Origin of the sequence: Streptomyces sp. NPDC048565 (assembly GCF_040650935.1) — a bacterium.
GTDB lineage: Bacteria > Actinomycetota > Actinomycetes > Streptomycetales > Streptomycetaceae > Streptomyces.
Genome location: NZ_JBEZIH010000005.1, coordinates 76,548 through 103,412, shown reverse-complemented (window position 1 = coordinate 103,412; position 26,865 = coordinate 76,548). Strand labels below are relative to the sequence as shown.

21 protein-coding genes are annotated in these 26,865 nt (G+C 70.8%); 16 read left to right on the top strand and 5 right to left on the bottom strand.

The genetic code is table 11. The features are described 5' to 3' along the window. Positions 1–47: 47 nt before the first annotated feature. From AB0C75_RS08240 to AB0C75_RS08220, 5 genes are read left to right on the top strand one after another with little or no spacing between them, the layout of a single operon-like run. Positions 48–1,013, top strand: coding sequence for a glycosyltransferase family 2 protein (locus AB0C75_RS08240; RefSeq protein ID WP_362888294.1), 966 nt, complete (start codon positions 48–50; stop codon positions 1,011–1,013). A gap of 3 nt (positions 1,014–1,016) precedes the next feature. Then, positions 1,017–2,363, top strand: a complete 1,347-nt coding sequence (locus tag AB0C75_RS08235) for a polysialyltransferase family glycosyltransferase (RefSeq protein WP_362888292.1) — start codon at positions 1,017–1,019, stop codon at positions 2,361–2,363. Between the two features lie 56 nt (positions 2,364–2,419). Further along, positions 2,420–3,703: a hypothetical protein gene (locus AB0C75_RS08230; RefSeq protein WP_362888290.1), complete on the top strand. Its 1,284-nt coding sequence runs from the start codon at positions 2,420–2,422 to the stop codon at positions 3,701–3,703. Beyond that, entirely contained in the window at positions 3,700–6,132 is a 2,433-nt protein-coding gene (locus AB0C75_RS08225) for a tetratricopeptide repeat-containing glycosyltransferase family protein (RefSeq protein ID WP_362888288.1), read from the top strand. The genes AB0C75_RS08230 and AB0C75_RS08225 overlap by 4 nt, the downstream gene beginning before the upstream one ends. Before the next feature lie 50 nt (positions 6,133–6,182). Beyond that, positions 6,183–7,283 (top strand): acyltransferase, encoded by a 1,101-nt coding sequence (locus tag AB0C75_RS08220; RefSeq protein WP_362888286.1) that lies wholly within the window; start codon positions 6,183–6,185, stop codon positions 7,281–7,283. A gap of 12 nt (positions 7,284–7,295) precedes the next feature. Here the strand turns inward: AB0C75_RS08220 and AB0C75_RS08215 are convergent, their stop codons facing one another. Both AB0C75_RS08215 and AB0C75_RS08210 read right to left on the bottom strand, forming a co-directional pair. Beyond that, a complete protein-coding gene (locus AB0C75_RS08215) occupies positions 7,296–8,693 on the bottom strand; it encodes a hypothetical protein (protein ID WP_362888284.1) in 1,398 nt (465 codons plus the stop codon). Continuing rightward, positions 8,690–9,673, bottom strand: a complete 984-nt coding sequence (locus tag AB0C75_RS08210; RefSeq protein ID WP_362888283.1) for a glycosyltransferase family 2 protein — start codon at positions 9,671–9,673, stop codon at positions 8,690–8,692. Before AB0C75_RS08210 ends, AB0C75_RS08215 begins: the two co-directional genes overlap by 4 nt. Before the next feature lie 208 nt (positions 9,674–9,881). Between AB0C75_RS08210 and AB0C75_RS08205 the strand changes: the two genes are divergently transcribed. Genes AB0C75_RS08205 through AB0C75_RS08190 form a run of 4 tightly spaced genes read left to right on the top strand, consistent with a single transcriptional unit; the run spans position 9,882 to position 14,556 of the window. Then, positions 9,882–11,297: a DUF6716 putative glycosyltransferase gene (locus tag AB0C75_RS08205; RefSeq protein WP_362888281.1), complete on the top strand. Its 1,416-nt coding sequence runs from the start codon at positions 9,882–9,884 to the stop codon at positions 11,295–11,297. Positions 11,298–11,317: 20 nt separating this feature from the next. Further along, positions 11,318–12,556: an acylneuraminate cytidylyltransferase gene (locus AB0C75_RS08200; RefSeq protein ID WP_362888279.1), complete on the top strand. Its 1,239-nt coding sequence runs from the start codon at positions 11,318–11,320 to the stop codon at positions 12,554–12,556. 12 nt (positions 12,557–12,568) lie between these two features. Then, positions 12,569–13,504 (top strand): N-acetylneuraminate synthase family protein, encoded by a 936-nt coding sequence (locus AB0C75_RS08195; RefSeq protein WP_362888277.1) that lies wholly within the window; start codon positions 12,569–12,571, stop codon positions 13,502–13,504. An 11-nt stretch (positions 13,505–13,515) separates the two neighbouring features. Next, positions 13,516–14,556: a hypothetical protein gene (locus tag AB0C75_RS08190; protein ID WP_362888275.1), complete on the top strand. Its 1,041-nt coding sequence runs from the start codon at positions 13,516–13,518 to the stop codon at positions 14,554–14,556. 37 nt (positions 14,557–14,593) lie between these two features. Here the strand turns inward: AB0C75_RS08190 and AB0C75_RS08185 are convergent, their stop codons facing one another. Together AB0C75_RS08185 and AB0C75_RS08180 are read right to left on the bottom strand one after the other, a co-directional pair. Then, positions 14,594–14,911, bottom strand: coding sequence for a DUF1330 domain-containing protein (locus AB0C75_RS08185; RefSeq protein WP_362888273.1), 318 nt, complete (start codon positions 14,909–14,911; stop codon positions 14,594–14,596). A 95-nt stretch (positions 14,912–15,006) separates the two neighbouring features. Next, positions 15,007–16,734 carry a serine/threonine-protein kinase gene (locus tag AB0C75_RS08180; protein WP_362888271.1) on the bottom strand — a complete coding sequence of 576 codons (1,728 nt, stop codon included), beginning with the start codon at positions 16,732–16,734 and terminating at the stop codon, positions 15,007–15,009. A 342-nt stretch (positions 16,735–17,076) separates the two neighbouring features. On the opposite strand from AB0C75_RS08180, the gene AB0C75_RS08175 reads away from it, so the two are divergent. The 6 genes from AB0C75_RS08175 (at position 17,077) to AB0C75_RS08150 (ending at position 24,209) form a co-directional block, all read left to right on the top strand. Then, a complete protein-coding gene (locus AB0C75_RS08175; protein ID WP_362888664.1) occupies positions 17,077–18,282 on the top strand; it encodes an amidohydrolase in 1,206 nt (401 codons plus the stop codon). Positions 18,283–18,489: 207 nt separating this feature from the next. Continuing rightward, entirely contained in the window at positions 18,490–19,530 is a 1,041-nt protein-coding gene (locus AB0C75_RS08170) for a BMP family ABC transporter substrate-binding protein (RefSeq protein ID WP_362888269.1), read from the top strand. Between the two features lie 254 nt (positions 19,531–19,784). After that, complete coding sequence (locus AB0C75_RS08165) at positions 19,785–21,401, top strand: ABC transporter ATP-binding protein (protein ID WP_362888662.1); 1,617 nt, start codon at positions 19,785–19,787, stop codon at positions 21,399–21,401. Next, the gene (locus AB0C75_RS08160; RefSeq protein ID WP_362888267.1) at positions 21,398–22,513 is read left to right on the top strand and encodes an ABC transporter permease; all 1,116 of its coding nucleotides are present in this window, start codon (positions 21,398–21,400) and stop codon (positions 22,511–22,513) included. Before AB0C75_RS08165 ends, AB0C75_RS08160 begins: the two co-directional genes overlap by 4 nt. After that, the gene (locus AB0C75_RS08155; RefSeq protein ID WP_362888265.1) at positions 22,510–23,799 is read left to right on the top strand and encodes an ABC transporter permease; all 1,290 of its coding nucleotides are present in this window, start codon (positions 22,510–22,512) and stop codon (positions 23,797–23,799) included. Before AB0C75_RS08160 ends, AB0C75_RS08155 begins: the two co-directional genes overlap by 4 nt. Next, entirely contained in the window at positions 23,796–24,209 is a 414-nt protein-coding gene (locus tag AB0C75_RS08150) for a cytidine deaminase (RefSeq protein ID WP_362888263.1), read from the top strand. Before AB0C75_RS08155 ends, AB0C75_RS08150 begins: the two co-directional genes overlap by 4 nt. 556 nt (positions 24,210–24,765) lie before the next feature. Here the strand turns inward: AB0C75_RS08150 and AB0C75_RS08145 are convergent. Continuing rightward, positions 24,766–25,113 (bottom strand): hypothetical protein, encoded by a 348-nt coding sequence (locus tag AB0C75_RS08145; RefSeq protein ID WP_362888261.1) that lies wholly within the window; start codon positions 25,111–25,113, stop codon positions 24,766–24,768. A 466-nt stretch (positions 25,114–25,579) separates the two neighbouring features. Here AB0C75_RS08145 and AB0C75_RS08140 point away from each other — a divergent pair, with 466 nt between their 5' ends. Next, the gene (locus AB0C75_RS08140) at positions 25,580–26,857 is read left to right on the top strand and encodes a thymidine phosphorylase (RefSeq protein WP_362888259.1); all 1,278 of its coding nucleotides are present in this window, start codon (positions 25,580–25,582) and stop codon (positions 26,855–26,857) included. Positions 26,858–26,865: the final 8 nt, after the last annotated feature.

Genomic DNA, 26,865 nt, shown 5'->3' with positions numbered 1-26,865 from the left:
TCCGCGTCCGTAGCGTGTGCGGACCAAGATCGAAGGCGAGGGCCCGCGTGCCGAAACTGTCCGTTGTCGTTCCGTTCCACAATGTCGGCGCCTTCGCCGACACGACCCTGGGCAGCCTTGCCCGCAACGCGGGCCCGGACATCGAGTTCCTGCTGGTCGACGACTGCTCCACGGACGACACCCCGGCCATCGTCGACCGCTGGGCCGACAGGCTCCCGCAGGCCGAGGTCATCCGGCACGAGAAGAACGTGGGGATCGCGGCGGCCCGCAACAGCGGCATCGACGCGGCCCGGGGTGACTTCGTCACCTTCCTCGACGGCGACGACTGGTACGCCCCCGGCCACCTGGGCCGGCTGCTGCACGCCGCCGCCGATCTCGACTGCGACTTCGCCCGCACCGACCACGTCCAGGCCACCGGGACCAGCCGGGTCGTGCGGCGCGCCCCCGCCCGGCTCCGTGACACCGTGCTCGACCCGCGCGAGGGCATCGCGTCCCCCGAGTGGGAGACCCTGGTCGACTACCCCTTCGTCTGGGCGGGCGTCTACCACCGGCGGCTCTTCGAGGACGGCGGCCACCGTTTCACCACCCGGCTGCGCACCGCCGAGGACCGGCTGTGGGTCTGGCAGCTGCACCTGCGGGCCCGCACCTGCGCGGCGCTGAATCTGTACGGGATCTTCTACCGCCGCGGAGTCACCACGTCCCTGACGCAGATCAAGGACTCCCGGCAGCTGGACTTCTTCCCCGCCTACGACGCGGTGATCGACGAGATACGCGACGACCCGGACGCGGAGCTCCTCCTCCCCAAGGCCGTCCGCACCTACTGCGCGATGATCGCCTTCCACAACGAGAAGGCCGACGCCTACGAACCCGCGACGTTCCGGCGTCTGCGCCAGGAGTCGGCAGCCGCGCTGCACCGCATGCCGCAGCAGGTGCTCGACCACACCCTGACGATGATGGACACCAGGCGCAGCACTCTGCTCAACCGCCTGCGTGACAAGCAGAAGGCCGCCTGACCCATGCCCACGCGCACCCAGATCTTCCAGGTCTCGACCCTGTACGGCGCCGCCACGCTCGCGGCGGCCCTGGACGCCGGCTGCTTCGGACCCGGGCAGGACAGCCACCGCATCCTGCTCGTCTCCAACAACGCGGCGGTCCCCGAAACCGCCCTCGGACTCGACGAGATGCGCGGCTACGGGGACATCGCCGCCCGCTTCGACGCGGTCGTCGACTGGAACGACGCCATCAGCCCGCACCACCCCAGCGGCTGGGGCCCGCGCGCCGAGGAGACCGAACTCTGGCAGCGCGCCTTCCGTCTCGCCTGGGGCATCGCCCCCGAGGGCCCCGTCGACCTCGCCGTCGAGTCCATCCAGGTCAACCCGGCCCGCGCGCTGGCCGCGATCTTCTCCGAGAGCGCCGTCCATGTCTACGCGGACGGTCTGATGAGCTACGGCCCGACCCGTAACAAGGTGCCGCGGTCCATCGCCTGCCGCGTCCAGCGGGTGCTCCACCTCGACCTCGTACCGGGGCTGCGCCCGCTGCTACTCGCCGAGTCGGGCGTCGAGCCCGAGATCGTCCCGGACGACGCCTTCCGCAAGGTGCTCGGCGAGATCGCGGCTGCGGCGGACGGTGACCGAAAGCTCGCCGAGGCGGAGGCCGGTGCCCCCACGGCCGTACTCCTCGGCCAGTACCTCGCCGCGCTGAACATCCTCACGGCCGAGGAGGAGGAGGACCTGCACCTGCGCATGCTGCGCGGCGCGGCGCGGGCCGGCCACACCTCCATCCTCTTCAAGCCCCACCCCACCGCGCCGGCCCGCTACTCCCGGGCGCTGGACGACGCGGCGAGCGCCCTCGGGGTGCGGCTGACCACGCTCGACAGTCCGCTCCTGGCCGAGACGCTCTACGAGCGTTGCGCGCCCACGCTCGTCGTCGGCTGCTTCTCGACCGCGATGTTCACCGCCGCCGTGTACTACGGCATCCCGGTGGCCAGGGTCGGCACCCGCCTCGTCCTGGACCGCATCACCCCGTACGAGAACAGCAACCGCATCCCCCTGACCATCGTCGACCACCTCGTGCCCGACCTGGACGAGCAGTCAGGCGAGCCCGTGCCCGAACTCCCCTCCACAGCACCGGAATCCCTCGCGCCGCTGGTCAGGACGGTCGGCTACTGCATGCAGTCCGGGCTCCACCCCACGCTGCGCGCCGAGGCCGAGTCCTGGCTGCGCGACCACCTCGGCCCCACCACCCAGCACTACTTCAAGCGGCGTCGCCTGCAGAAACTCACCCTGCCGGGCGGCGGCCCGCGAGGAGCGGCGATCCGGCTGCGCCGCACCGTGCGACGCACCCGCAGCAGCCTGGGCCTCTGACCCCGAGCCGGGGCGCGCGTCCCGGCGGCCACTGATCACAGAACGGCGGAACGAGCATGGGCCAGACCTTCGCGGGGCTGCTCAAGGCAGTGCGGGCGAGAACCGGGCAGGGCGGCACGGCACAGCCGGCCCCCACGGCCGCCCTGCGTCTGTGCGGCGACTACCTCGCGGGCCTCACGGCGAGCGGCCCCCTGAACGACGCCCGGCAGACCCGGCTCGTCGCCGCCATGGGGAGCCTCACCACGGCCACCGGCGCGGACGCCCTGTTCGACGCCCTGCTCCGCACCGGCCAGCGCGGCCTGGAGGCCGAAGGGGACACGGAGACGCGCCTCGCCCTGGACATCGCCACAGAGGCGACCGAGCTGCGGCCCAGGTCCAAGGGCGCCTGGCGGCTGCGCGGCGCGGCCCTCGACGCACTGGGCCACCGCGACGAAGCGGCGCAGGCCTTTGAGCGCCATCTGGAACTCCAGCAGAACCCGGCGGCGGCCGAGGACATCGCGCGCCGCATCACCACCCTCGGGGAGCAGCGCGCCTGCCTGGACGAGGCCGCGGCGCTGCTCCCCGGCGAGGACGGCACCCGGCTGCGGGCCCTGCACAACGCCCCCGCGGGACAGGCCCGTGCCGACTTCGCCGAGACCGTACGCCGCCGGAGCACCGAGGGCGGCGGCACGGCGGACCCGGCCGTCCGCCGCCTCACCGCCCTGTACGCCGCCCACCGCCGGCTCCTGGACCGGGGCAGGATGGCCGACCCCCTGCTCGGCGGCGCGGAACCCCTCGGAGCCGGTGCCCTGCGCCGCCTGGTCGACGGCCGCTCCGTCTGCCTGGTCTCCGGTGCGGCCCGGATCGCCGACGAGGAGCGGGAACCCGGCAGCCCGCTCGGCAAGCTGATCGACGGATACGACCTGGTGGTGCGCTGCGACACCCTCCCGGCCGCCGCCCCGCGCACCGACGTGCACGCGGTCACCCTGCGCGGTGACACGCCCTGGACGGGCCCCTCCTGGGACCGGCGCACCGGCACCCGGCTGGTCTTCGGCGACTCTCTGCCGCACTGGCGCCGTTCGCTGCGCGCCCGCCTGGTCACCGGCGCCCAGGACCACATCGGCGATGCCTCGCTGCGGCACCCCCTGGACGATCCGGCGCTGCTCGGCGAGGACGGCTGGGGTGAGAGGACCGGCACCGCGTTCACCGTGCTCAGGCTCCTGGACTTCCTGGACACGGCCGACCGCCTGGACCTCATCGGCTTCGGACTGCCGGGTCAGCTGCTGCCGCGCGAGCGGGACTGGGTCACGGCCCGCGCGACACACGAGGATGAGACCGAGATGAGGACCGCACTGCGATGAACCCCTCTGCCGAGCCCACCGACGACAGCAGCCCAGGGCCCGCGGCCCGCCACGGAGAGGCGGCCCCCGCCGCCGCCCGCCACGGACAGACCGGCCCCGCAGGCCCGGACCTCGCCGCCGACGACCGGCGCGCCGTCACCGGCAAGCGGAGGATCGCGTTCGCCGCGTACGCCGACGAGGACCGGATGCCCGGCCTCCTGGTGCTGCTGCGCAGCCTCGCGCTCGCCGACCCCGTCGTCTGCGAGGACTTCCTCCTCCTGCACCCCGGACTGCCGGACTCGGCGATCGACGCCGCCCGCCGGCTGCACCCGCGTCTCGTCCCGCGTGTCGCGGACAGCCGCCTCGACGTCTTCCGGGCGACCGGCTACGACACCGTCATCGCGCTCGGCCCGGGCATGGTCGTCCTCCGCTCCCTCCAGCCGCTGCTGGCCCTGCGCACCGGAGTGGCCGCCGTGCCGCAGCCAGGACCCGGCGGCGGACGGACCGTGCGCGACGGCGGGCTGCTGGTGATCCAGCGCCAGGACGTGACGGACACCGTGCTGGACGCGCTGGCCGAAGGCGGCGAGGACACGGTCGACCGTGCGCTGGCCGAGTCGGGAATCCTCGAACCGCTCGGCACCCGCTACGACTTCCCGGCCGGCCGGCTGTACGACGACACCCCCGTACCTGACAGCACCGTCGTCCTGCACTTCGCCGAGCATCTCGACCCCGGCGCTCCGGCGCGCGAGGCGCGTGAGCGCTTCGAACTGGACGACGAGGCATTCCGCGCCGCCTACTGCGCCCTGCCGGGCCCCAAACACCCCGAGCTGCTCCTGCACTGCGCCCTGCCGCTCCCCGAAGGGGGGCGTGCGCCGGTGGACCTGGTCCGGCAGGTCGCGGAGGTGCACCGGCAGCAGGGTCGCTACGACGACGCCGTCACCCTGCTGACCGCCGCCGTGGCGGACCGCCCGGACCTGCCGCGCTGCCACGAGACGCTGGGCATCAGCCTGATGGCCCTGTCCCGCTACGAGGAGGCCGAGGCGCACCTCCTCCTGGCCACCGTGTCACCGGACTTCGCCGCCCGTGCCTACGGTCAGCTCGCCCGGTTGGCCTGGCTGCTCGGCCGGACCTCACAGGCGCGGGCGTACGCCCTGGAAGGCCTCGACGCCGACCCCACCGATGGCAACTGCCGCGCCTGGTATGCCCGTACGAACACTCTCGTGGAGGCGGAACCAACCGGGGAACCGGCGCCCGCCGCCGAACAGCTCGCCCATGTCGCCCTGTTCGCCGACGGTCAGGAGAACGCGGGCGACAAGGTGCTCCCCGAAGCCGTGCGCCAGTGCTTCGGCTCCGACACCGGACCCGCCCGCTGGCACGAACGGTCCGTGCATCTGCTGGTCGACGAACCCGCCCTGGAGGAGCTGAACGCCAGGCGCGGCATCGTCGTCGGCGGCGGCGGGCTCTTCCTCCCCGACACCGCGCCCAACAGCAACAGCGGCTGGCAGTGGAACGTCTCCGACGACGTCCTGGCCAGGATCACCGCGCCGCTCGCCGTCTTCGCGGTCGGCTACAACGTCTTCGACGGCCAGCGCTACCGCCGGGAGCGCTTCGCGGCGAGCCTGCGCGCCCTGGTCGGGAAGTCGGCCTTCTTCGGGCTGCGCAACCAGGGTTCGGTGGACCGGGTCAGGGAACTCCTGCCCGAGGAGCTGCGGGACCGGGTGCGCTACCAGCCCTGCCCCACCACCGTGGCCCGCCACCTCGACCCCACCCTGGACGGCGACGGCGACGGCGACGGCGACGGCTACGGTGCCGGCGACCGGGACCGGGACGACACCGTGCTGATCAACTGCGCCTACGACCGCGCCGGCCTGCGCTTCGGCCACGACTACGGCCACTTCCTGGCCGAAACGGCCGCCGCCGTACGCGACATCGGCAAGCGGGCCGAGGTGCGTTACGCCGCCCACATGCCGGCCGACGAGAAGTTCGTGCACGACCTGCGCAGGGAACACGGCATCGCGCTCCCGGTGGAGCCGCTGTACCTGTTCACCAACGACCGCATCCGTGAGCTCTACCGGCGTACGCGCCTGGTGATCGGGATGCGCGGGCACGCGGGAATGATCCCCTTCGGCTGCGGCACGCCCATCATCAGCCTGGTCTCGCACCCCAAACTCGCCTACTTCCTCTCCGACATCGACCGCCCCGACTGGGGTGTGTCCGTCCACGACAGGGCACTGGGCGCCCGCCTCGCCGAGCGTGCCGCGGCCGTGCTGGACGACCACCGGGCTGCCGTGGCCGATGTGCACGGCCGGCAGGAGCGCCTGTGGTCGGTCACCCGCGCCAACCTCGCCGAGCTCCAGGACATCTTCGGCATGCCGGTCCCGCACGTCCCAGGCCCCCGGACCGCCCAGCCGGCACGGGGACTTCACCTGCCTGACACCCGGACGAAGTGACTGTTCACCCGACCGGAGTTCACCCGCCCACCGCCCGCTCCTAGCCTGCGATGACTATGTCTTCCTCTGTTTACCCGGCCGGTTCGCCAGCCCCCGCGCAGTCCCCCGGCCCGGTCCCCGAAGCCCGCCCGCGCCGCGAACACCGTTACGACATCGACCTGATCCGGCTGATCTGCTCGAGCGGCGTGATCCTCAGCCACACGGGCGGCGCCCTTCTGACCGCGGCGGGACGCGAGGCATCGAACGGCCCCGGTGTCTACTGGGTGGGTCTGGTGGCGGACTCGGTGGGCCGCTTCGCCGTGCCGCTGTACTTCACGATCGCCGGATGGGCCGTCCTCGTCGGCGCCCCGGTCCGTGACGGCCGGCAGCTCCGGCAGCGGATCGTACGGATCGTGGTGCCGCTCGCCGTATGGACGCTGCTCTACATCGCCTGGGGCCGGCTGCGCGACACCAACGACGGACCTGCGAGCAGGCTCGCCTTCGACGCGCTGTTCGCCTCGGTGCGCCCGGCGTACCACCTCTGGTACCTCTACGCCTACGTCCCCGTGATCATCGTCCTGGCGTTCGCCGCCCTGGTGAAGTCGGGCAAGCGCCCCTGGGGCCTCGGCGTCGCCCTCCTCGTCATCGCGGCGGCCCCGACCCTGTTCGGCGACATCGCCCAGGTCACGGGCCACGACCTGCCGCGCTTCGGGTGGAGCTTCGTCCCGTACCAGCTGGTCTACGCGGCCATGGGCGCCCTGCTCTACGCGCGCCCCGCCGGGGCCTTCGGCCGGCGGAACCTGTGGTGGCTGCTCCCGGCCGGTGTGCTCGTGGCCGGTGTCGTCGCCTACCAGCACGGGGTGCACTACGCGATTCCGAACGCGAACATCCTGGTCGCCCTGTTCAGCGCGGGTGTGCTGGTCTCCCTGCACCGTGTGCGGATCCCCGAGCGCCTGCGTCCGGTGCTGACGCGTCTGGCGGGCGCCTCGTTCGGCGCCTACATGATCCACGTACTGGTGCAGGAGACCCTCACCGACGCACTGGTCGACCCGGGTCTCTCGCTGCCGGTGGCCGCGGCCCTGGTCCTCGGCGTCAGCGCCGCCACGGTCGCCCTGTCCTTCGGCGCCGCTCTCCTCTGGGACCGCCTGGGGCTCAAGCGGCTGCTGGGCTGAACAACACAGGGATCAGCGGCGCTTCAGCGTCCGCGCCCGGCGTGCGATCCGGCGCAGTGTGGCGTTCCGGCGCACGAAGGCGAGGCGTGCCGGGACGACGCCGGGCAGGGCCAGGGAACCGAGGCGGCGGCGCTTGAAGTAGCGCCAGGTCCTCGCGTTCAGACGGGTCGACAGATAGCGCTCGGCGGCCGGGCGCAGGTCGGGGCGTACCCGTGGCTGCATGGCGAAGGCGACCGCTGGCAGCAGACCACCGAGTGCGTCGGCCACCGTGTCCTCGGTCAGCGCTGCGTGGTCGGCCACGGCGGCGCGATCGGCCAGGTCGGGCAGCAGCGCGTCGACGATCGTGACGGGGATCCTCGCCGGGTTCTCGTAGGGGGAGAGGCGCTCCAGGAGCGTCCCGGTCCCGGCCCTGGCCACCGGTAGCCCGTAGTACGCGGCGGCGGTGAGCAGCGCCGTCGAGCAGGAGCCGACGACGAGCGCGGGGCGCAGCCGCTCGAAGAGGGCCTCGGCGAGGACCTGGCCGCCGGGCAGCCGGATGTCCGGCACGGTCAGCTCGACACCGAGGCGTACGGCCTCCGCCCGCAGAGCGGGAAGGGCGGGCGCGGGGCCGTATGCCTCGGTGTCGGGCCGGAGCACGAGATGCGTGTGGCCGATGGCGGCCGTGCCGCGGATCATCCGCAGGTGCAGCTCCGTCTCGTCGGCGGCGGGAAGCGTCCCGGCACCGGAGAGCAGCAGCAGCGCGGCCCCCTGCGGAGCCGGGTGCTCCGGTGCGGCCGCCGCCAGCTCACCGAAGACCCTCAGCAGGGCCGGAGCGGACAGCGGGCGTGGAACGGCGTCGAATTCGCCCAGCAGCAGCGGTGCCAGGCCGGGGAGCAGGTCCGGGTGGATCAGCTGCCCTACCCGGGTGCCGATCAGCGGCGGGATCTTCTCCGGGGTAGGGCCGTAGCCGGTCAGCCCGTCCGTGTACACGCTCACCGGTCCGCCGGTGAAGATCTGGGCGACGGCCTGGGAGGGGCCGGTGTGCGGGGACTCGATGACCAGCTCGACCTCCTCGTCCCCGAGGCCCCACGCGCGCCGCAGATGGCGTTCCCACAGGGGTACGTCGTCGGGCCTGGGTGTCCAGGCGCCCGGGTGCAGCGGGAAGACGGCGTCGTTCCACGAGCGCACCTCGTCGAACCGGGCGCGCAGCCCCGCGAATCCGGGCAACGCCTCGAACGGCGCCGCAGCCTCGGGAATCGCCGTGGTGTCGGAGAGCACCAGGACGCGACGCCGGGAACAACCGGAGCCCCCGGGCGCGCCGGACGTGCCGGCCGCGGCGGAGTCCTCGGGCTCGAAGAAGCCGGCATCGAGCGCCGCGGCGAGCACGGCCAGACCCCGGAAGCTGGAGGCGACAAAGATCTGTACGGTCACGCGGCAGCCGCTTTCTCGGTGACGGCGGGCCGGCGGCGCAGCCTGCGCAGCACGGTCGCCCGTTCGGTGTCCATGGAGTCCAGGACGTCGTCGAGCACGCGCCCCGGCATGTTCCTGAGCGCCGCCGACGCGAGCGATTTCAGGCTGCGGGCCACGGGCGGCTCGAATTTCTCCATGGATCCGATGTGATGGGAAATAACGGCGCAGTAGGTCCGCACGGCTTTCGGCATCAGGACTTCCGCGTCCCGGTCGGCCGCGGTGTCGGCCAGCACCTGGTCATACGCCCGAATGAAATCGAGCTGGCGTTCGTCGCCGATCCTGGTGAGGGACGATGCGACCCCCCGCCGGTAGAAATGGCTCAGCGTTCCCAGGACCGCGAAGGATTCCGCTTCCCGGTGCAGCCGCCAGATCCACGGCCGGTCCTCGGCCGTCCGCAGCCCGTCGGTGAAGTGCAGCAGCCCCCGGTCCAGCAGGCTGCGGTGGTAGAGCCCTGCCCAGGCGTACGCGTAGTCCACCGAGGTGGTCCGGCCGACGGGCAGGATCGCGTCCCTGGGGTCGCTCACCACGTCCCGCAGCCCGTGCTGGACCCGGCGTACCGTGCGGGACGTGCCGGTGACCTGGACATGGTCCGTACGTACGAACGCGCAGCCCAGGGCCTCGATCCGGGCGAGCAACCGGGTGTAGTGACCGGGTGCGAGCCAGTCGTCGCCGTCCAGGAAGGCGATGTACTCGCCGCGGGCCGCGTCCAGGCCGGTGTTGCGGGCGGTGGCCAGACCGGCGTTGCGTTCGTGCCGGTGCACCACCACCCCCTCGATGCCGTCCTGGGCCCGGCGCAGGAGATCCGCCGTCCCGTCGGTCGAGCAGTCGTCGACAAGGATGAATTCGAAGTCCTCGCGGGTATTGGACCGCAGGCTTCTGAGAGTGTCGGGCGCGTATGCCTGGACGTTGTAGAACGGCACGATGACGGAGAGCTTAACCACCCGCATCACGCTAGGGGTGGCCCCGGCCTTTGCCTTGACCCCTGTCCGTACGGAAAGTGAACGGCGGGGGGCGGAAAAGTGAACCCGTCCGCATTCGGACGCGATTCACCCATTTCCCGAGCGGAATCCCCAAGCGTCGACCGGCTGTTAACCATCTGTTGCCACCGCGTTGGGCCGCGGATCGAAATGGCTTCCTAACTTTTACGACGTGCCCCCTCGTACCGATGACGCGGCTGCTCCCGCCGCCACCCCCGCAGCCGACCGTGCGGCTCTCCGCATAGCCGTGCTCGCCGACTCCGACACCCGGTGGAAATGGGGCGCGCTCACCGCGCGCCGCCTCTCCGGAGCCGGGGAGACCGGAGCCCCGGAGACCGGGACCCCGGAGACCGGTGCGGCCGGGCGCCCCGTCGAGATCAGCGGGCTGCTGCTGCGCGGCCGGGCCACCCCCACGCCCCGCCAGCTCGCCGAGGTCGGCGAGGTCGGGGTCGACGCCGACCGGGTGCGCGAGGTGACGGCCGTCGAATTCCTGCACACGGTGCGGGACGAGGCGCCCGACCTCGTCGTACTCGCCCTCGTGGGCGGCGCGGTCCAGGCCATGCTGCACGGCCTGGCCGCCCTCGACCTGCCCCGCAGGCCCGTCGTCGTCACCGGCTATGTCGGCGTCGTCTACGAGAAGCTCGCCGACGGACTCCTGCTGCGCCACGGCGCGGACATCGTCCTCGCCAACTCCCGTCATGACGCCGCGCGCTTCCGCACCGTCTACGAAGGGGTCGGCGCCGACGCGTCCTCCGTCACCGAGGCAGCCCTGCCGTTCCTCGGCGGGGAACCGCACCGGGCCGAGGAAGGCCGCGACACCGTCGTGTTCGCCGCCCAGCCGTCCGTGCCGGCGTCCCGCGCCGAGCGCACGTACCTGCTGCGCCGGCTCGTCGAGCACGCCAGGCTGCACCCCTCCCGCGAGGTGCTGCTGAAGCTGCGCTCCAAGCCCGGCGAGCACACCACGCACATCGAGGAGCTGCCCTACCAGAAGCTCGCCGAACGGCTCCCCGGCGGGCTGCCGCCCAACTTCCACCTCGTGTACGGGCACATGGGCGAGGTACTTGACCGCACCGACCTGCTGGTCACCGTGTCGTCGACCGCCGCGCTCGAGTCCCTGCACCGGCGGATCCCGACCGCGATCCTCTCCGACCTCGGCGTCCGCGAGGCCCTCGGCAACCACCACTTCATCGGCTCCGGGCTGATCACGTCCTGGGACCACATCGACGGCGGCCGCCGCCCCGATCCCGACGAGGCCTGGGTCGCAGGCCAGGGCGTCGCCGCCGACGGAACGTACCCCGCGGCCTACGACACCGCACGCGCCCGGGTCACCGCACTGCTCGACGCCGGGCCGCTTCCCCGCCTCGCCCCCTACTACACACCCGCCACCGCGCCCGGATACCTCCCCGGCATCCTCGCCCGCCACCACCTGGGCCCCGACGGCCACCCGCTGCCGGGCGCCGCCACTCCCAAGGAGACGGGCCGGGTCCGGGGCGCGGTCCGCGAGACCGTACGCAACGCGGCGCGCGGCGCCTACCGCCACGGCGTCCAGCGGGTCGCCCCCGTGATCCGGCGGATGGGCGAGCTGTGACCACCGATTCAGGAGCAACCATGACCCCGCCCTCCACCGTGCTCGCCGTGATCCCCGCCCGCGGCGGATCCAAGGGCGTGCCCGCGAAGAACCTCGCCCAGGTCGGCGGCGTACCCCTCGTCGCCCGCGCCGTCCGCGCCTGCCTCGCGTCGCCCGAGGTCACGGACGTCGTCGTCACCACCGACGACCCGGCCATCGGCGCCGCGGCCCGCTCCGCCGCCGAGGCACTGGGGGAGGAATCCAGGCTGCACTGCGTGCAGCGCCCCGCCGCCATCGCCGGTGACACCGCCACCAGCGAGGACGCGGTCCTGCACGCCCTGCACACCTACGAGACGACGGCGCAGGGCCGGAAGGCCGACGTGGTGCTCCTGGTGCAGTGCACCAGCCCCTTCATCACCCGCGAGGACATCGACGGCGTCGCCACCGCGGTCGCCCGCGAAGGCGCCGACACCGCGGTCACCGTGGCCCCCTTCCACGGCTTCGTGTGGCGCGACGGCAGCGCGGTCGAGGAGGACACCTACGGCGTCAACCACGACAAGGCCGTACGCCCCCGCAGGCAGGACCGGCCCCAGGACTACCTGGAGACCGGCGCCGCCTACGCCATGGACGTCGAGGGCTTCCGCACCCACCGCCACCGCTTCTTCGGCCACACGGCGCTCGTGCCCACCGACCCCGCCCGGGTCCTGGAGATCGACGACCCGCACGACCTGGCCCGGGCCCGCGCACTCGCCCCGCTCCTCGACCCCTCCCCGTACCCCACCAGGGCGGACATCGACGCCGTCGTCCTCGACTTCGACGGCACGCAGACCGACGACCGCGTCCTCATCGACTCCGACGGACGCGAGATCGTCGCCGTGCACCGGGGCGACGGCCTCGGCGTCGCCGCCCTGCGCCGGTCCGGCCTGCCGGTCCTGATCCTCTCCACGGAGCAGAACCCGGTCGTCGCCGCCCGAGCCCGCAAACTCCAGGTCCCGGTCCTGCACGGCATCGACCGCAAGGACCTGGCACTCAAGCAGTGGTGCGAGGAGCAGTCCATCGCTCCCGACCGCGTGCTCTACGTCGGCAACGACGTCAACGACCTGGCGTGCTTCGGCCTGGCGGGCTGGCCCGTCGCCGTGGCGAGCGCCCACGACTCGGTACGCGCCGCCGCGCGCACCGTGACCACCCACCCCGGCGGCTCCGGCGCCATCCGCGAGATCGCGGCCTGGCTCCTGGGCCCCACCCTCTCCACCGCAACCCCCGACGTCCCCACCACGTAAGGAAGCACCACCATGAGCAACACCTCCCGCCTGCGTACCTTCGGCGCCCGCACCGCAGGACCCGGCCACCCCGTCTACGTCACCGGTGAGATCGGCATCAACCACAACGGTGACCTCGACAACGCCCTCGCACTGATCGACGTGGCCGCCGAAGCCGGCTGTGACGCCGTCAAGTTCCAGAAGCGCACCCCGGAGATCTGCACCCCGCGCGACCAGTGGGACATCGAGCGCGACACCCCCTGGGGCCGGATGACGTACATCGACTACCGCCACCGCGTCGAGTTCGGCGAGGCCGAGTACACCGCCATCGCCGAGCACTGTGCCAAGCGCGGCATCGACTGGTTCGCCTCCCCGTGGGACAACGAGGCCGTCGCCTTCCTGGAGAAGTTCGACGTCCCCGCATACAAGATCGCCTCCGCCTCGCTCACGGACGACGAGCTGCTGCGCACCGTGCGCGCCACCGGCCGCACCGTCATCCTCTCCACCGGCATGTCGACGCCGAAGCAGATCCGGCACGCGGTCGAGGTGCTCGGCAGCGACAACATCCTGCTCTGCCACGCCACTTCGACGTACCCGGCGAAGGCCGAGGAGCTCAACCTGCGGGTCATCAACACCCTCCAGCAGGAGTACCCGAACGTCCCGATCGGCTACAGCGGCCACGAGACCGGTCTGCAGACGACCCTCGCCGCCGTCGCCCTGGGCGCCACGTTCGTCGAGCGCCACATCACCCTGGACCGCGCCATGTGGGGCTCCGACCAGGCGGCCTCCGTCGAGCCGCAGGGTCTCACGCGCCTCGTCCGCGACATCCGCACCATCGAGGCGTCGCTCGGTGACGGCGTCAAGAAGGTCTACGAGTCGGAGCTCGGCCCGATGAAGAAGCTCCGCAGGGTCGCGGGTGTCGTCGCCGAGTCCGAGAACGCGCCGGCCGCCGAGCCGGTCGCGGTCTGACGGGCCGACCGGTGAACCTCGCCTTCGTCGAGAGCCCGGTCCAGCTCCTGAACGTCCTGGAGTGGACCCACACCCGGGGAGGACCCGACACCACCGTCGTCGTCCTCCCCCCGGTCGACCCGATGTCGCGCGGACAGCTGCGCAGGATGGCGGAGCTGGCCCGCGACGAGGGCATCACCGTCCGCTGGCAGGAGGCGCGCGGGGAGACCGGCGCGCCTCTGAAGGCCCTGCGGGCGCTTACCGGCCTGATCCGCAAGGCCGACCGCATAGTCATCGGCGACCCCTTCTCCCGCTACGTGCAACTGCTCCTCACCCTGGTCCGAGTCCGTCGGATCACGGTCGTCGACGACGGCACTGCCACCATGGAGTTCGTCGCCCAACTGGCGCGCGGGGAACGCCTGGTGCGCTGGCACCGCAGGGGCAGCGGAGGCCCACGCGAGCTGCTCCTGGCCCCGGTCACCACCGCGGCCCGCCGCAGCTTCACCCCCTCGGCCTCCCGCACGGTCGAGGTGTTCACCGCGATGCCGGTGGAGGCCCCCGACGGCGTCGAGGTCACGGCGAACACCTTCGCCTGGACCCGGGAGCGCTTCGGCCCGCCCCTCATCACCAAGGGCGCCGACCTGGTCGGCACCTCCCTGGTGGAGACGGGCGTGGTCGACCCGGTCCCGTACGAGGAGGCGGTGACCACACTGGCCCGCACCCACGGCGCGACGCGCTACTTCGCCCACCGCAGGGAGACCGCGGACAAGCTCCACGCCCTGGAGGCCGCCACCGGCCTGGAGATAGTCCGCCCGGACCTCCCCCTGGAACTCATCGCCCGCAGAGGCCCCATCGGCCACACGGTCCTGAGCTTCCCCTCCACCGTGGTCCACACCCTCCCGCTGGCCCTGGCGGGCACGGGCGTGAAGGTCGCCGTGTGCAACATAGAGCCGGAGTGGCTCCGCGAGACGGCATCCCCTCGCGCCCAGGGCTTCCTGAGCGGCGTGACCGAGACGGCCAAGGACGTGCAGCGACTGGCACCTTGGAGGGCCGCGGCGGTCCCGGAGAGCTGATGCGGGGTGCTGGTCCCGCGAACCTGGCGGGGAGGGGTCACCGGACCGGGAGGGTGAACCCCTCGGGAGGCGACCCCTCGACGAACAGCATGCCCACCCGAGCCTTGCCCTCGCGTATCTCCCGGGCCCGCCGGTACTCGGGAGAGTCGTACCACTCCCGGATCCGGTCCATGTCGGGAAACTCGATGACCATGAACCGGGCGGAGTCCCAGGCGCCTTCGACGGGCTCGGGCGTGGAGCCTGCGACCAGGTAATGGCCGCCGTGGTCGAGGATGGACTTCTGGGCAACAGCCGCGTAGACGAGGCCGGCCTCCTCGTCGAGCACATCCACGTTGACGATGACATAAGCGGACATGGGACTCCGTTCCTCGGATACGTGGCGGAGCAGGCAAGGCAGGTGCGCTCCGGCCGGACCAGGCCCACGCCCCTACCCGGGTCGACCACGAAAGCCTACTGGCCGGCGTTCCGCCAGACGGTCAGGTCTGCGAGGAGGAAGGCGCTCCCGGGCATCGCGGTCGACTTCGTCTGGATCACGTACAGCCCGATGTTGCCCTCGGCGTCCTTCATGCAGATCTCGGAGCCGGTCGCCGTCGAGGCCAGCGGCCATCGGTGGCTCGTGGCGTCCTTGAGTATGAGACGGCACTCATCGAGGGTGGTGCCGTGTGATTTGAACATCTGGACGAACACGGTGTGGTCGCCCGTCAGCTCGCAGCCGTTCGCATCGCAGCCGAAGCGGATGTCTCCCTTGCGGTTCTTCAGCTGCGGCTCGGATTCCGCGAGGCTGAGCGAGTTCTTCGCGTCCAGCCACACCTGGGCGAAGTCCTCCGGCCTCGGCTCTCGGGGCGCGCCCCCACCGCCCCCGCCCGCCGTGTCGTCCGCTCCGGCCGAGGCGCCCGCAGGGGATCCGGTGGTGAGTCCGGGTACGGATTCCGACGGGTCCACAACCGTTCCCGCGTCCGCCCCGGCCCCCGCCCCCGATGCGGACGCGGATGCCCTGCCGCCGGCGTCTGCGCCCCGGTCGCTGAGCCGGTCCGCCGCGTCCATGAGCGTCCAGGCCAGCGCCACCACCATCAGCGCCCCTCCCGTCACCCCGGCCGCAGCGATCAGCGCGGTGCGCCGCCTGCGGGCCTTACGCGGCTCCGGCGTGGGCACCGGGGGCTGCGGGAATCCCGGGACGGGCGTGGGGACCGGCACCGGCGGCTGCGGGAATCCCGGGACGGCGGGCGTGGACGCCGGGGGCACCAGGGGCTGCGGGTAGGCCCGGGTCGGCTCGGGCAACGGGGCCGGAACCACAGGCTCCGGCCCGGCGACCTCCCGCCAGACGGCAGGCCCGCCACCCGCGTCGGCCTCCGCCCCCAGCCGGTTGCGGCACCACTCCACGACCTCCGCAGGCGTGGCCCGCTCCGCCGGATCGGCGGCCAGGCACCGGGCGAACAGCGGACGCAACGACGCGGGCAGCAGGGACAGCTCGGGCTCGGAATGCACGATCCGGTACAGCACGCCGACGGACGAGCCCTCGCCGTACAGCGGCCTGCCCAGTGCGGCGAAGGCCGCCGTCTGGCCGAGTGCGAAGACGTCGGTGGCCGCAGTGATGTCACCCCCGGACGCCTGCTCGGGGGCCATGAACGGGGGCGTGCCGATCGTGCCCCCCGTCGCCGTGTACGAGGTGCCGTCGGCGGCCAGCGCGATACCGAAGTCGATCACCCGCGGCCCGTCGGCGGCCAGCAGCACGTTCGACGGCTTCAGGTCACGATGCACGATGCCCTCGGCATGGATGGCCTGAAGTGCCTCGGCCACCCCCGCCATCAGCCACAGCACCGCGGGCACCGGCAGCGGCCCCCGCCGGGTCACCGCCTCCGTCAGCGAAGGCCCCGGCACGTACAGCGTGGCCAGCCACGGTGGTACGCCGTCCGCGTCGGCGTCGATCAGCTCGGCGGTGTACGCCCCCCGGACCTGCCGGGCCGCCTTGATCTCCCGGCCGAACCGCCGCCGGAAGCCGGGATCGTCGGCCAGCTCCGGGCGTACGACCTTGATCGCGACGGGTCGGCCGCCCTGGGTGTGCGACAGGTACACCCGGCCCATCCCACCGGCGCCCAGCCGCGCGGCGATCCGATAACCCGCCACCAGGGGCGGATCGTCGGCTTGAAGTGGCTCGAAGGCATCCATCGCATGGCTCATCAGCCCTGTACCCCCCACGGTGACGCGTTGGCCAACGCCAGCAGCCTAAGCGGACCCGCAGGCGCACCCCCTCACGGGATCTCCACATGACGGGGACGGGCTAGTCCCTCGGGGCGGGAGTTACGGATGCCCATATCGGGCAAAAGGCCCGATATTCGGTCCGTAACGTCCCCAGCAACTCGCGACCGCGACGAGGCGCACTCGAAAGTCGGCGGAGCATACCCACCTCAATCCCTCGTCACACCCCGCGACGCCGTTTTTTGTTGCGCTGAGCGGCTGAACTTTTGTTGATCTGTGGCCAGTTGTAGGTGCCAGGGGCCTACCCTTGACTAGGTGAACCAGTTGAAGTCCCGTGCGCCCCACGCCGAAGCCGCCCTGCCCGGCACCCTGTCCGACGACCTGCGTGCCGAGCTCATCGCCTTCCGTCGTGATCTGCACATGCACCCCGAGCTCGGTAACCAGGAGTTCCGTACCACCGCGGCGATCAAGGCCAGGCTCGAGAAGGCCGGTCTTGAGCCGCAGGTGCTGCCCGGTGGCACGGGACTCGTCTGTGACGTGGGCGAGTGGGACGGCGTGACGCCGATGCTGGCGTTGCGGGGCGACATCGACGCGCTGCCGATCCCGGACACCAAGGCGGGCGTCTCCTACCGGTCCACCGTCCCCGACCGTGCCCACGCCTGCGGGCACGACGTGCACACGAGCTGTGTCCTGGGAGCCGGACTCGTGCTGAGCGATCTGGACCGGCAGGGGCAGCTGCCCCGCCCGGTGCGGCTGCTGTTCCAGCCCGCCGAGGAGGTGCTCCCGGGCGGCGCGTCCGACGTGGTCGCGGCCGGAGTGCTGGAAGGCGTGGGGCGGATCATCGGGGTGCACTGCGATCCGAAGGTGGACGTGGGCAGGGTCGGGCTCCGTATCGGGCCGATCACCTCCGCCTGCGACCGGCTTGAGGTCTCCCTCGACGGCCCCGGCGGACACACCGCCCGCCCGCACCTCACCACCGACCTGGTCACCGCCGCGGCCCGGGTGGTGACCGACGTGCCCGCGCTGCTCGCCAGGCGCGTCGACGCACGCGCGGGCCTCGCCCTCACCTGGGGCCGCCTCCAGACGGGCCACGCACCCAATGTCATCCCGCAGCACGCCGAGCTGTCCGGCACCATCCGCTGCCTCGATCTGGAGAGCTGGCGTCAGGCGCCCGACCTGGTGCACGCGGCGATCGACGAGGTGGCCGGAATGTACCGGGCCAAGACGGTGATCGACTACGTACGCGGGGTGCCGCCCGTGGTGAACGAGGCCGAGACGATCGGCCTTCTCGACGCGGCGATGGCCATCCGTCGTGGGTCGTATGCGATCGAGGACACCGAGCAGAGCCTGGGCGGCGAGGACTTCTCCTGGTACCTGGAGAAGATCCCCGGCGCCATGGCGAGGCTCGGCGTACGGACGCCGGGTGACACCCGTGGCCTTGACCTGCACCGGGGCAATTTCGACGTGGACGAGGAAGCGATCACCGTGGGGGTCGAACTCTTCACCGCCGCCGCGCTGCTGGAGGCCTGAGCGTGGCCGGCGGGGGAGGTGCAGGATGCGCGGCGCGGACCCGTTGTTACTTGCTGGTCATGGCTGGTGACAGGACCGGACACCTTCTGTTCGCGACGATCCGATAACAGCTTCCGTACGGGTCCTTATCTGACATCTACGCGCGTTACGATCGCCGCGAAACCAGCGCCGGAAGAGGCGCTTCGGTCAGGTCGAAGGAGCCTTCCCTTGCGCCGCGTATCCAAGATCGCTGCTGCGTGTACCGTTTCCGCGGCTCTCGCCTTCACTGCCACCGCGTGCGGTGAATCGTCCACCGAGAGCAGTGGTTCAGACAAGGACCAGATGAAGATCGGCATGGCCTACGACGTCGGCGGCCGTGGCGACAACTCGTTCAACGACTCCGCCGCTCGTGGCCTGGACAAGGCCAAGAAGGAGTTCGGCGCCGACACCAAGGAGCTCACCGCCAAGAGCGGCGAGACCCCGGCCGACCGTGAGCAGCGCCTCGCGTCGCTCGCCGAGGGTGGCTACAACCCGGTGATCGGCGTCGGCTTCGCCTACCAGCCGGCTCTCGAAAAGGTGGCCAAGGCGCACCCCGAGACCACCTTCGGCCTGATCGACTCGGTGTCCGAGACGAAGAACGTGGCGTCCATCGTCTTCACCGAGGAGCAGGGCTCCTACCTCGCCGGTGTCGCGGCGGCGCTGAAGTCCAAGGACGGCCAGGTCGGCTTCATCGGCGGTGTCGACCTCCCGCTGATCAAGAAGTTCGCGGCGGGCTTCCGGCAGGGCGTGACGGAGACGGACCCGAAGGCCAAGGTCCAGATCCAGTACCTGTCCACCGGTTCGGACCTGTCCGGCTTCGGAAGCCCTGACAAGGGTGAGGCCGCTGCCAAGGGCATGCTGGACAAGGGAGCCGACGTGATCTTCGCCGCCGCGGGCGGCTCCGGTGCCGGCGCCATCGAGGCCGTGGCCGGCAAGAAGGGCGCCTGGTCCATCGGCGTCGACTCCGACCAGGCCAAGGACCCGGCCCTTTCGAAGTACGCCGACACGATCATGACGTCGGTCGTCAAGAACGTCGACAGCGGTGTCTACGACCTGGTGAAGTCCGTCAAGGACGGCAAGCCCCTCACGGGTACGCAGACCTACTCACTGGCCGAGGACGGCGTCAGCCTGACCACCACGGGCGACCACCTCAAGGACGTCCAGGCGAAGGTCGACGAGGCGAAGAAGAAGATCGCCGACGGCACGATCAAGGTCAAGACCACGACCTGACCAGCCCGTTGAAGTCGGGGTCCGCGGGCGTGGTTTCCACCGCGCCCGCGGACCCCGATTCACGTACACCTCCGGGCCGGGGCCCCACAGCGTGTGTCGGTATCGTGCTCCTGGTCCGCCACCTGTCGCCGGGTGGCCGGCGATTCGGTGGCACTACGCGCGTAGTGCCCGCCGAGCGCGGTATTTTTCGCCACCGGTCCCCGCGCTGTGTCCGAACATCGCCCGCCCTCCGCTCCTGCCAAGGAGAGTGCGCCATCAAAGCGTCCAGCAGTCCTCATGCCGTAGAGCTCCGCGGCATCACCAAACGATTCCCCGGCGTCGTGGCCAACCACGACATCGACATCACGGTGAGGTCTGGCACCGTCCACGCCCTTGTCGGTGAGAACGGCGCCGGCAAGTCCACCCTGATGAAGATCCTTTACGGGATGCAGAAGCCGGACGAGGGCACCATCTCGGTGGATGGTGACCAGGTCTCGTTCGGCAGCCCGGGCGACGCCATCGGCCGCGGCATCGGCATGGTGCACCAGCACTTCATGCTCGCCGACTACCTCACGGTCCTGGAGAACGTCGTCCTCGGCTCCGAGAAGCTGCACGGCATCGGGGACAGGGCGCGGGCGAAGATCAGGGAGATCTCCGACGCGTACGGCCTCGGGGTGCGCCCCGACGCCGTCGTCGAGGACCTCGGGGTCGCCGACCGCCAGCGGGTGGAGATCCTCAAGGTCCTCTACCGGGGCGCCCGTACCCTGATCCTCGACGAACCGACAGCGGTTCTCGTGCCGCAGGAGGTCGACGCGCTCTTCGACAACCTGCGTGAGCTGAAGGCCGAGGGCCTCACCGTCATCTTCATCTCCCACAAGCTGGGCGAGGTGCTGTCGGTCGCGGACGAGATCACCGTGATCCGGCGTGGCACGACGGTGGGCACCGCCGACCCCGCCCACACCACCAGCAAGCAGCTCGCCGAGCTGATGGTGGGCAGCGAACTCCCCTCGCCCGAGACCCGGGAGTCCACCGTCACCGATACGCCGATGCTGGGCGTGGACGACCTGCGGCTGACGGCCACCGACCCGGACGGTGTGGTGCGCGCCGTGCTCGACGGCATCACCTTCACCATCCATAAGGGCGAAGTGCTCGGCATCGCGGGCGTCGAGGGCAACGGCCAGTCCGAACTCGTCGACACCATCATGGGCATGCGCACCCTCGACAAGGGGACGCTCACGCTCGACGGCGCCGACATCTCCCGCACGCCCACACGCAAGCGCCGCGAGGACGGCATGGCCGTCATCCCCGAGGACCGGCACCGGCACGGCCTCCTCCTGGACGCCCCGCTCTGGGAGAACCGCATGCTGGGCCATGTCACCGAGAAGCCCAACAGCAAGGGCCCCATCCTCGACCTCAAGGCGGCGCGCGCCGACACCGAGCGCATCGTGCGCGAGTACGACGTCCGCACCCCCGGCATCGAGGTCACCGCCGCCTCGCTCTCCGGCGGCAACCAGCAGAAGCTGATCGTCGGCCGCGAGATGAGCCACAACCCGAAGCTGCTGATCGCCGCCCACCCCACCCGGGGCGTGGACGTCGGCGCACAGTCGCAGATCTGGGACCAGATCCGCGAAGCACGCCGTGAGGGCCTCGCGGTCCTGCTGATCTCCGCGGACCTCGACGAGCTCATCGGGCTCTCCGACACCCTGCGCGTCATGTACCGCGGCCGGCTCGTGGCCGACGCCGACCCGGCGACCGTCACCCCCGAGGAGCTCGGCTCGGCGATGACCGGTGCAGCTGCCGGGCACCTGGAAGCGCCGGACACCACGGGCGGCGACGACACCGGGGCCGACAGCCCCGAAACCGGCCCCCGGGACGGGGGAGAGGACCGATGAAGAAGTTCGACAAGGAGCGGCTGCTCCTGGGGATCGCCGCCCCGCTGCTCGCCATCGTGGTCGCGTTCCTGGTGACCGCCCTGGTGCTCGCAGCCACCGGCAAGGAACCGTTCAGCGCCTTCGGCATCATGTTCGACTACGGACTGAAGTCGGACAGCCAGGTCTACATCCTCAACAAGGGGACGACCTACTACCTCGCGGGTCTCGCGGTCGCCGTCGGCTTCCGCATGAACCTCTTCAACATCGGCGTCGACGGGCAGTACCGCCTCGCCGCGTTCTTCGCCGCCGCGCTCGGCGGGGCACTCACCCTGCCGGGCGCCCTCCAGATCCCGTTGGTCATCCTCACCGCGATGATCGTCGGCGCGATGTGGGCCGGTATCGCCGGTCTCCTGAAGGTCACCCGCGGAGTCAGCGAGGTCGTCTCGACGATCATGCTGAACTCCATCGCGACGGCCATCATCGGCTACCTCCTCCAGCAGGGCCGTCTCGGCCACCTCGACGAGGCCGGCACGAAGGTGTCCACCACCCCCATCCCGGAGTCCTCGCACTTCTTCGAGTTCCCGACCACTCCGACGCCCATCTGGGGCTTCGTCGTGATCGCGGTCGTCGCCGGTTTCGCCTACTGGTTCACCCTCACCCGCACCCGGTTCGGCTTCGACCTCCGTACGGTCGGGCAGTCCGGATCGGCAGCCGAGGCCAGCGGTGTCGACGTCAAGAAGATGGTCGTCACCTCCATGCTGATCTCCGGCGCTGTGGCCGGCCTGATCGGCATGCCGACGCTGCTCAACGACAGCTACGAGTACAGCGGCGACTTCCCGGTCGGCATCGGCTTCACCGGCATCGCCATCGCGCTGCTCGGCCGCAACCACCCCATCGGCATCGCGCTCGGCGCGCTGCTCTGGGGCTTCCTGGAACGCGGCACGGGCAAGCTCGAATTCGAGGGCTACGACAAGGAGATCGTCGGCGTCATCCAGGGCGTCATCGTCCTGTGCGTCGTCATTGCCTACGAAGTCGTCCGCCGATTCGGCCTCAAGCGCCAGCAGAGCAGGGTCGGCGCGGAACTCGCCGCCAAGGCCGCACGTAACTCCGACCAGCAGGAGGTGTCGGCGTGAGCGCCACGGCGACTTCCACCCCGCCGCCCGCGGCCCCCAAGGTCTCCAGCGGCAAGGGCGGCCGCACCCGCTTCAGTTTTCCCGTCGTACTGCTGATCATCGCGGGCGCCCTGCTCGCGCTGTCCGCCGTACGGTCCATCACCGGGGCCCAGGACGTCACATCCGCCGGGCAGATCAGCGCGGCCCTCGCGATGGCCGTGCCGATCGGGCTCGCCGGTCTCGGCGGACTGTGGTCCGAGCGGGCCGGCGTGGTCAACATCGGCCTCGAAGGCATGATGATCCTCGGCACCTTCTTCGGTGCCTGGGCCGGCTGGCAGACCGACCCCTGGATCGGCGTCCTGGCCGGAGTCGTCGGCGGCATGCTCGGCGGGCTGCTGCACGCCTTCGCGACCGTCACCTTCGGCGTCGACCACATCATCTCCGGCATCGCCATCAACATCCTGGCCCTCGGCTTCACGACGTACCTCGCCAAGCTCTGGTTCAACACCGGGGAGGCGTCCGAGAGGGGCGGCAGCCCGAAACAGTCGCCACCGGCCGACAGCATCACGCAGGTCACGGTCCCAGGGCTGTCCGGCTGGCTGCACTCGGTCGAGCAGCACCACTGGTTCTTCGTGTCCGACCTCGCCGGCATCCTCGGCGGACTCGTCACCCACGTCTCGCTGCTGACGCTGGTGGCCGTCGTGCTCTTCGCGGCCACGTTCTTCATCCTGTGGAAGACCTCGTTCGGCCTGCGGCTGCGCTCCTGCGGGGAGAACCCCGTCGCCGCCGAGTCCCTGGGCGTCAACGTCTACCGCTACAAGTACATCGCCGTGATCGTCTCCGGAGGCCTGGCCGGTCTCGGCGGCGCCTTCCTCTCCCTGGTCACCTCGCACATCTACAACGAGGGCCAGACGGGCGGTCGCGGATACATCGGTCTCGCCGCGATGATCTTCGGCAACTGGCGGCCCGGCGGACTCGCCATGGGCGCAGGCCTGTTCGGCTTCGCCGACGCCCTCCAGCTGCGCAACGGCGGTGAGTCCGTCCACGCGCTGCTCCTGCTGCTCGTGGTGCTGCTCGCCGTGCTGGCGGCCTGGAAGCTCTACCGTAGGAGCTTCGTGCCCGGTGTCATCAGCGCCGTCATCGCCGCCGCGGTGCTGGTCTGGTACCTCGCCACCGACACGGTGCCCACCGAGTTCGTCAGCGCCACGCCGTACATTGTCACGCTGCTCGTGCTGTCGCTCTCCGCGCAACGGCTGCGGATGCCGAAGGCGGACGGCATGCGCTACCGCAAGGGGCAGGGCAAGTGACGCCCCCGGCTGCGGATGCCGCTCCGCCGGTCGACTGGGACGCCCTGCGGACGGCCGCCCGGGACGCGATGTCCCGGGCGTACGCCCCGTACTCGGGTTACAAGGTCGGTGTTGCCGCCCTGGCTGACGACGGCCGTATCCTCGTCGGCTGCAACGTCGAGAACGCCAGCTACGGCGTGGGCCTGTGCGCGGAGTGCGGACTGATCTCCCAGCTCGCCGCCACGGGCGGCGGCCGGCTGACCCACTTCGTCTGCGTGGACGGCGAGGGCGCGGCCCTCGTCCCGTGCGGACGGTGCCGCCAGCTGCTGTACGAGTTCGGGGGGCCGGAATTGGTCTTGGAGACCCCGGACGGCTACCGCACGCTCGACGAGATGCTGCCGCAGGCCTTTGGGCCGCAGCACTTGGGGTAATGCCCTCGCCTGTTCGGATCGGTTGGTCTCGCCACTTGGTCCGGGGACGGCAACGCGGCGACCTCGGAGCAAATGGACGTGGCGGAGGGCACGCGCTTCTGTCGAAACGGGTGCCCTCCGCCGCGGCTCGGCGTATCCTGTAATTCAGGAATCAGAGCCTTGACAGTTCTGAGTCAAGGTGTGGGAGTCGGGTTGATGTCTGTTCCAATAGAGACAACCCCGACGTTGACGTTGTCGGAGCACAGTCGGCTCGAGGTCTTGTTGTTACCCATCCAGGGGCCGACCACCACCCACTTGGAACCGTGCGGGTCCACACATGTCACGCGAACTCGAAAGTTGCCGAGTGAACCGAGACTCGAACAACTGGCGTTGCCTTGCCGTCCGTTCTGGGAAACCCACGTGTTGCAGTTTGCGTCGAGAGCTACCGCGGCGCCGGCAGATGGTGCCGTGATGAGCCCTGCCGCCAGCAAGGCGGCAAGGGAGGTCGCTGCGACAAAACCACGATTGATTGACATTTTCATGCGCTCCTGAAGTCGCGTCTATACGTTCGGCCGGATCATGTAGTCTCGATCAGTTCCCATCCAGCCTGATAGACACCAACGTTTACGTTGTCACCGCACTTCACCGTGGATGTCTGCCCGCTGCTCTTCTTCGGCCCGTACATGGTCCATTTGGAACCATGCGGATCGACGCAGATGGCCTTCGCCCGGAAGTAGTCGAATCGGCCGATATCCGTGCAGGTCGCGGACACGCTGCGACCGTCACCAGACTTCGTCGCTTCGCAGGTGATGGCTGCGGCAGGCTGTGCGAACACGACCATTCCGCCGACCGCCGCGAGGGTCGCGGCTGCCAGCGTCACGTCGGCCTTCGCCTTCTTCGTGGCACGTTCGACGCCCAATTTCATACCGACTCCCCCGATTCCAGTTGCTTCGTCCATGCACTCGGTGAAAAAAGTAGCGCACGCGCGGAGGCCTCTCAAGAGGATTTCGAGTTTTATTCAATGGGTCATTTTTCGAATTGCCTGCTACTGCATGATTCGGTCGGCCCTGATCTTCTTTGTCGTCTTCGTGCGGGTTTTCACCCATCGGATAGTCGGGGTATTTATTCAGGGGCCAGTAATCGATAAATATCTCGCGGTCGGGATGGGGGGATCGTGGCCCGACCGGTCATACTCTTTGGTGAATAGGGGGAATGGTGTGAGGTAAAATGCATCTGTCCCGAATCCCGGCGTTCTGGCGTCAGGTGCGTCAGGTCCGCGAGTGCCGCCGGTGTCGATTTCTTTGTTCACGGGCCGACTCCCGCCCAGCGGTCCAGTCGTTGTCGTCACTTATCCTGCAAGCGGACTTGCAGATTTTCGAAGGAGCCCTCCCATGGACGCCATTTCCGTCATCCGCACCAAGCGGGACCGCGGCGAGCTCAGCCCCGAGCAGATCGACTGGGTCATCGACGCGTACACCCGCGGCGAGGTCGCCGACGAGCAGATGTCCGCGCTGGCCATGGCGATCCTGTTGAACGGCATGAACCGCACCGAGATCGCCCGCTGGACCGCCGCGATGATCGCCTCCGGCGAGCGGATGGACTTCGGCGCGCTCGCCCGCCCCACCACCGACAAGCACTCCACCGGTGGCGTCGGCGACAAGATCACCCTGCCGCTCGCCCCGCTGGTCGCCGCCTGCGGCGCCGCGGTGCCGCAGCTCAGCGGCCGGGGCCTCGGCCACACCGGGGGCACCCTCGACAAGCTGGAGTCCATCCCCGGCTGGCGCGCCCACCTCTCCAACGCCGAGATGCTCGACGTCCTGGACACCACGGGCGCGGTGATCTGCGCGGCCGGCGACGGCCTCGCCCCCGCCGACAAGAAGCTGTACGCGCTGCGCGACGTCACCGGCACCGTCGAGGCGATCCCGCTGATCGCCAGCTCGATCATGTCCAAGAAGATCGCCGAGGGCACCGGGGCGCTCGTCCTGGACGTCAAGGTCGGCACCGGGGCCTTCATGAAGACGATCGACGACGCCCGCGAACTCGCCTCCACCATGGTCGCGCTGGGCACCGACAGCGGCGTACGCACCGTCGCGCTGCTCACCGACATGGCGACACCGCTCGGCCTGACCGCGGGCAACGCCCTTGAGGTGCGCGAGTCCGTCGAGGTACTCGCCGGTGGCGGCCCGCAGGACGTCATCGACCTGACCCTCGCGCTGGCCCGCGAGATGCTCGACGCCGCCGGACTCAAGGACGCCGACCCGGAGAAGGCCCTCGCCGACGGCTCCGCCATGGACGTATGGCGCCGCATGATCTCCGCCCAGGGCGGCGACCCGGACGCCGGGCTTCCCGTCGCCCGCGAGCAGCACGTGATCAGCGCCCCGTCCTCGGGCGTGCTGACCCGCCTCGACGCGTACGACATCGGCGTCGCCGCCTGGCGCCTCGGCGCGGGCCGCGCCCGCAAGGAGGACCCGGTGCAGGCGGGCGCGGGCGTCGAACTGCACGCCAAGCCCGGCGACACGGTGACCGAGGGACAGCCGCTGCTGACCCTGCACACGGACACCCCCGAGAAGTTCGGCTACGCCCTCGACGCGCTGCCCGGCTCCTACGACATCGCCCCCGCGGGCACACCCTTCACCGCCACCCCTGTGGTGCGGGAGCGTATCGCCTGACCTGCGAC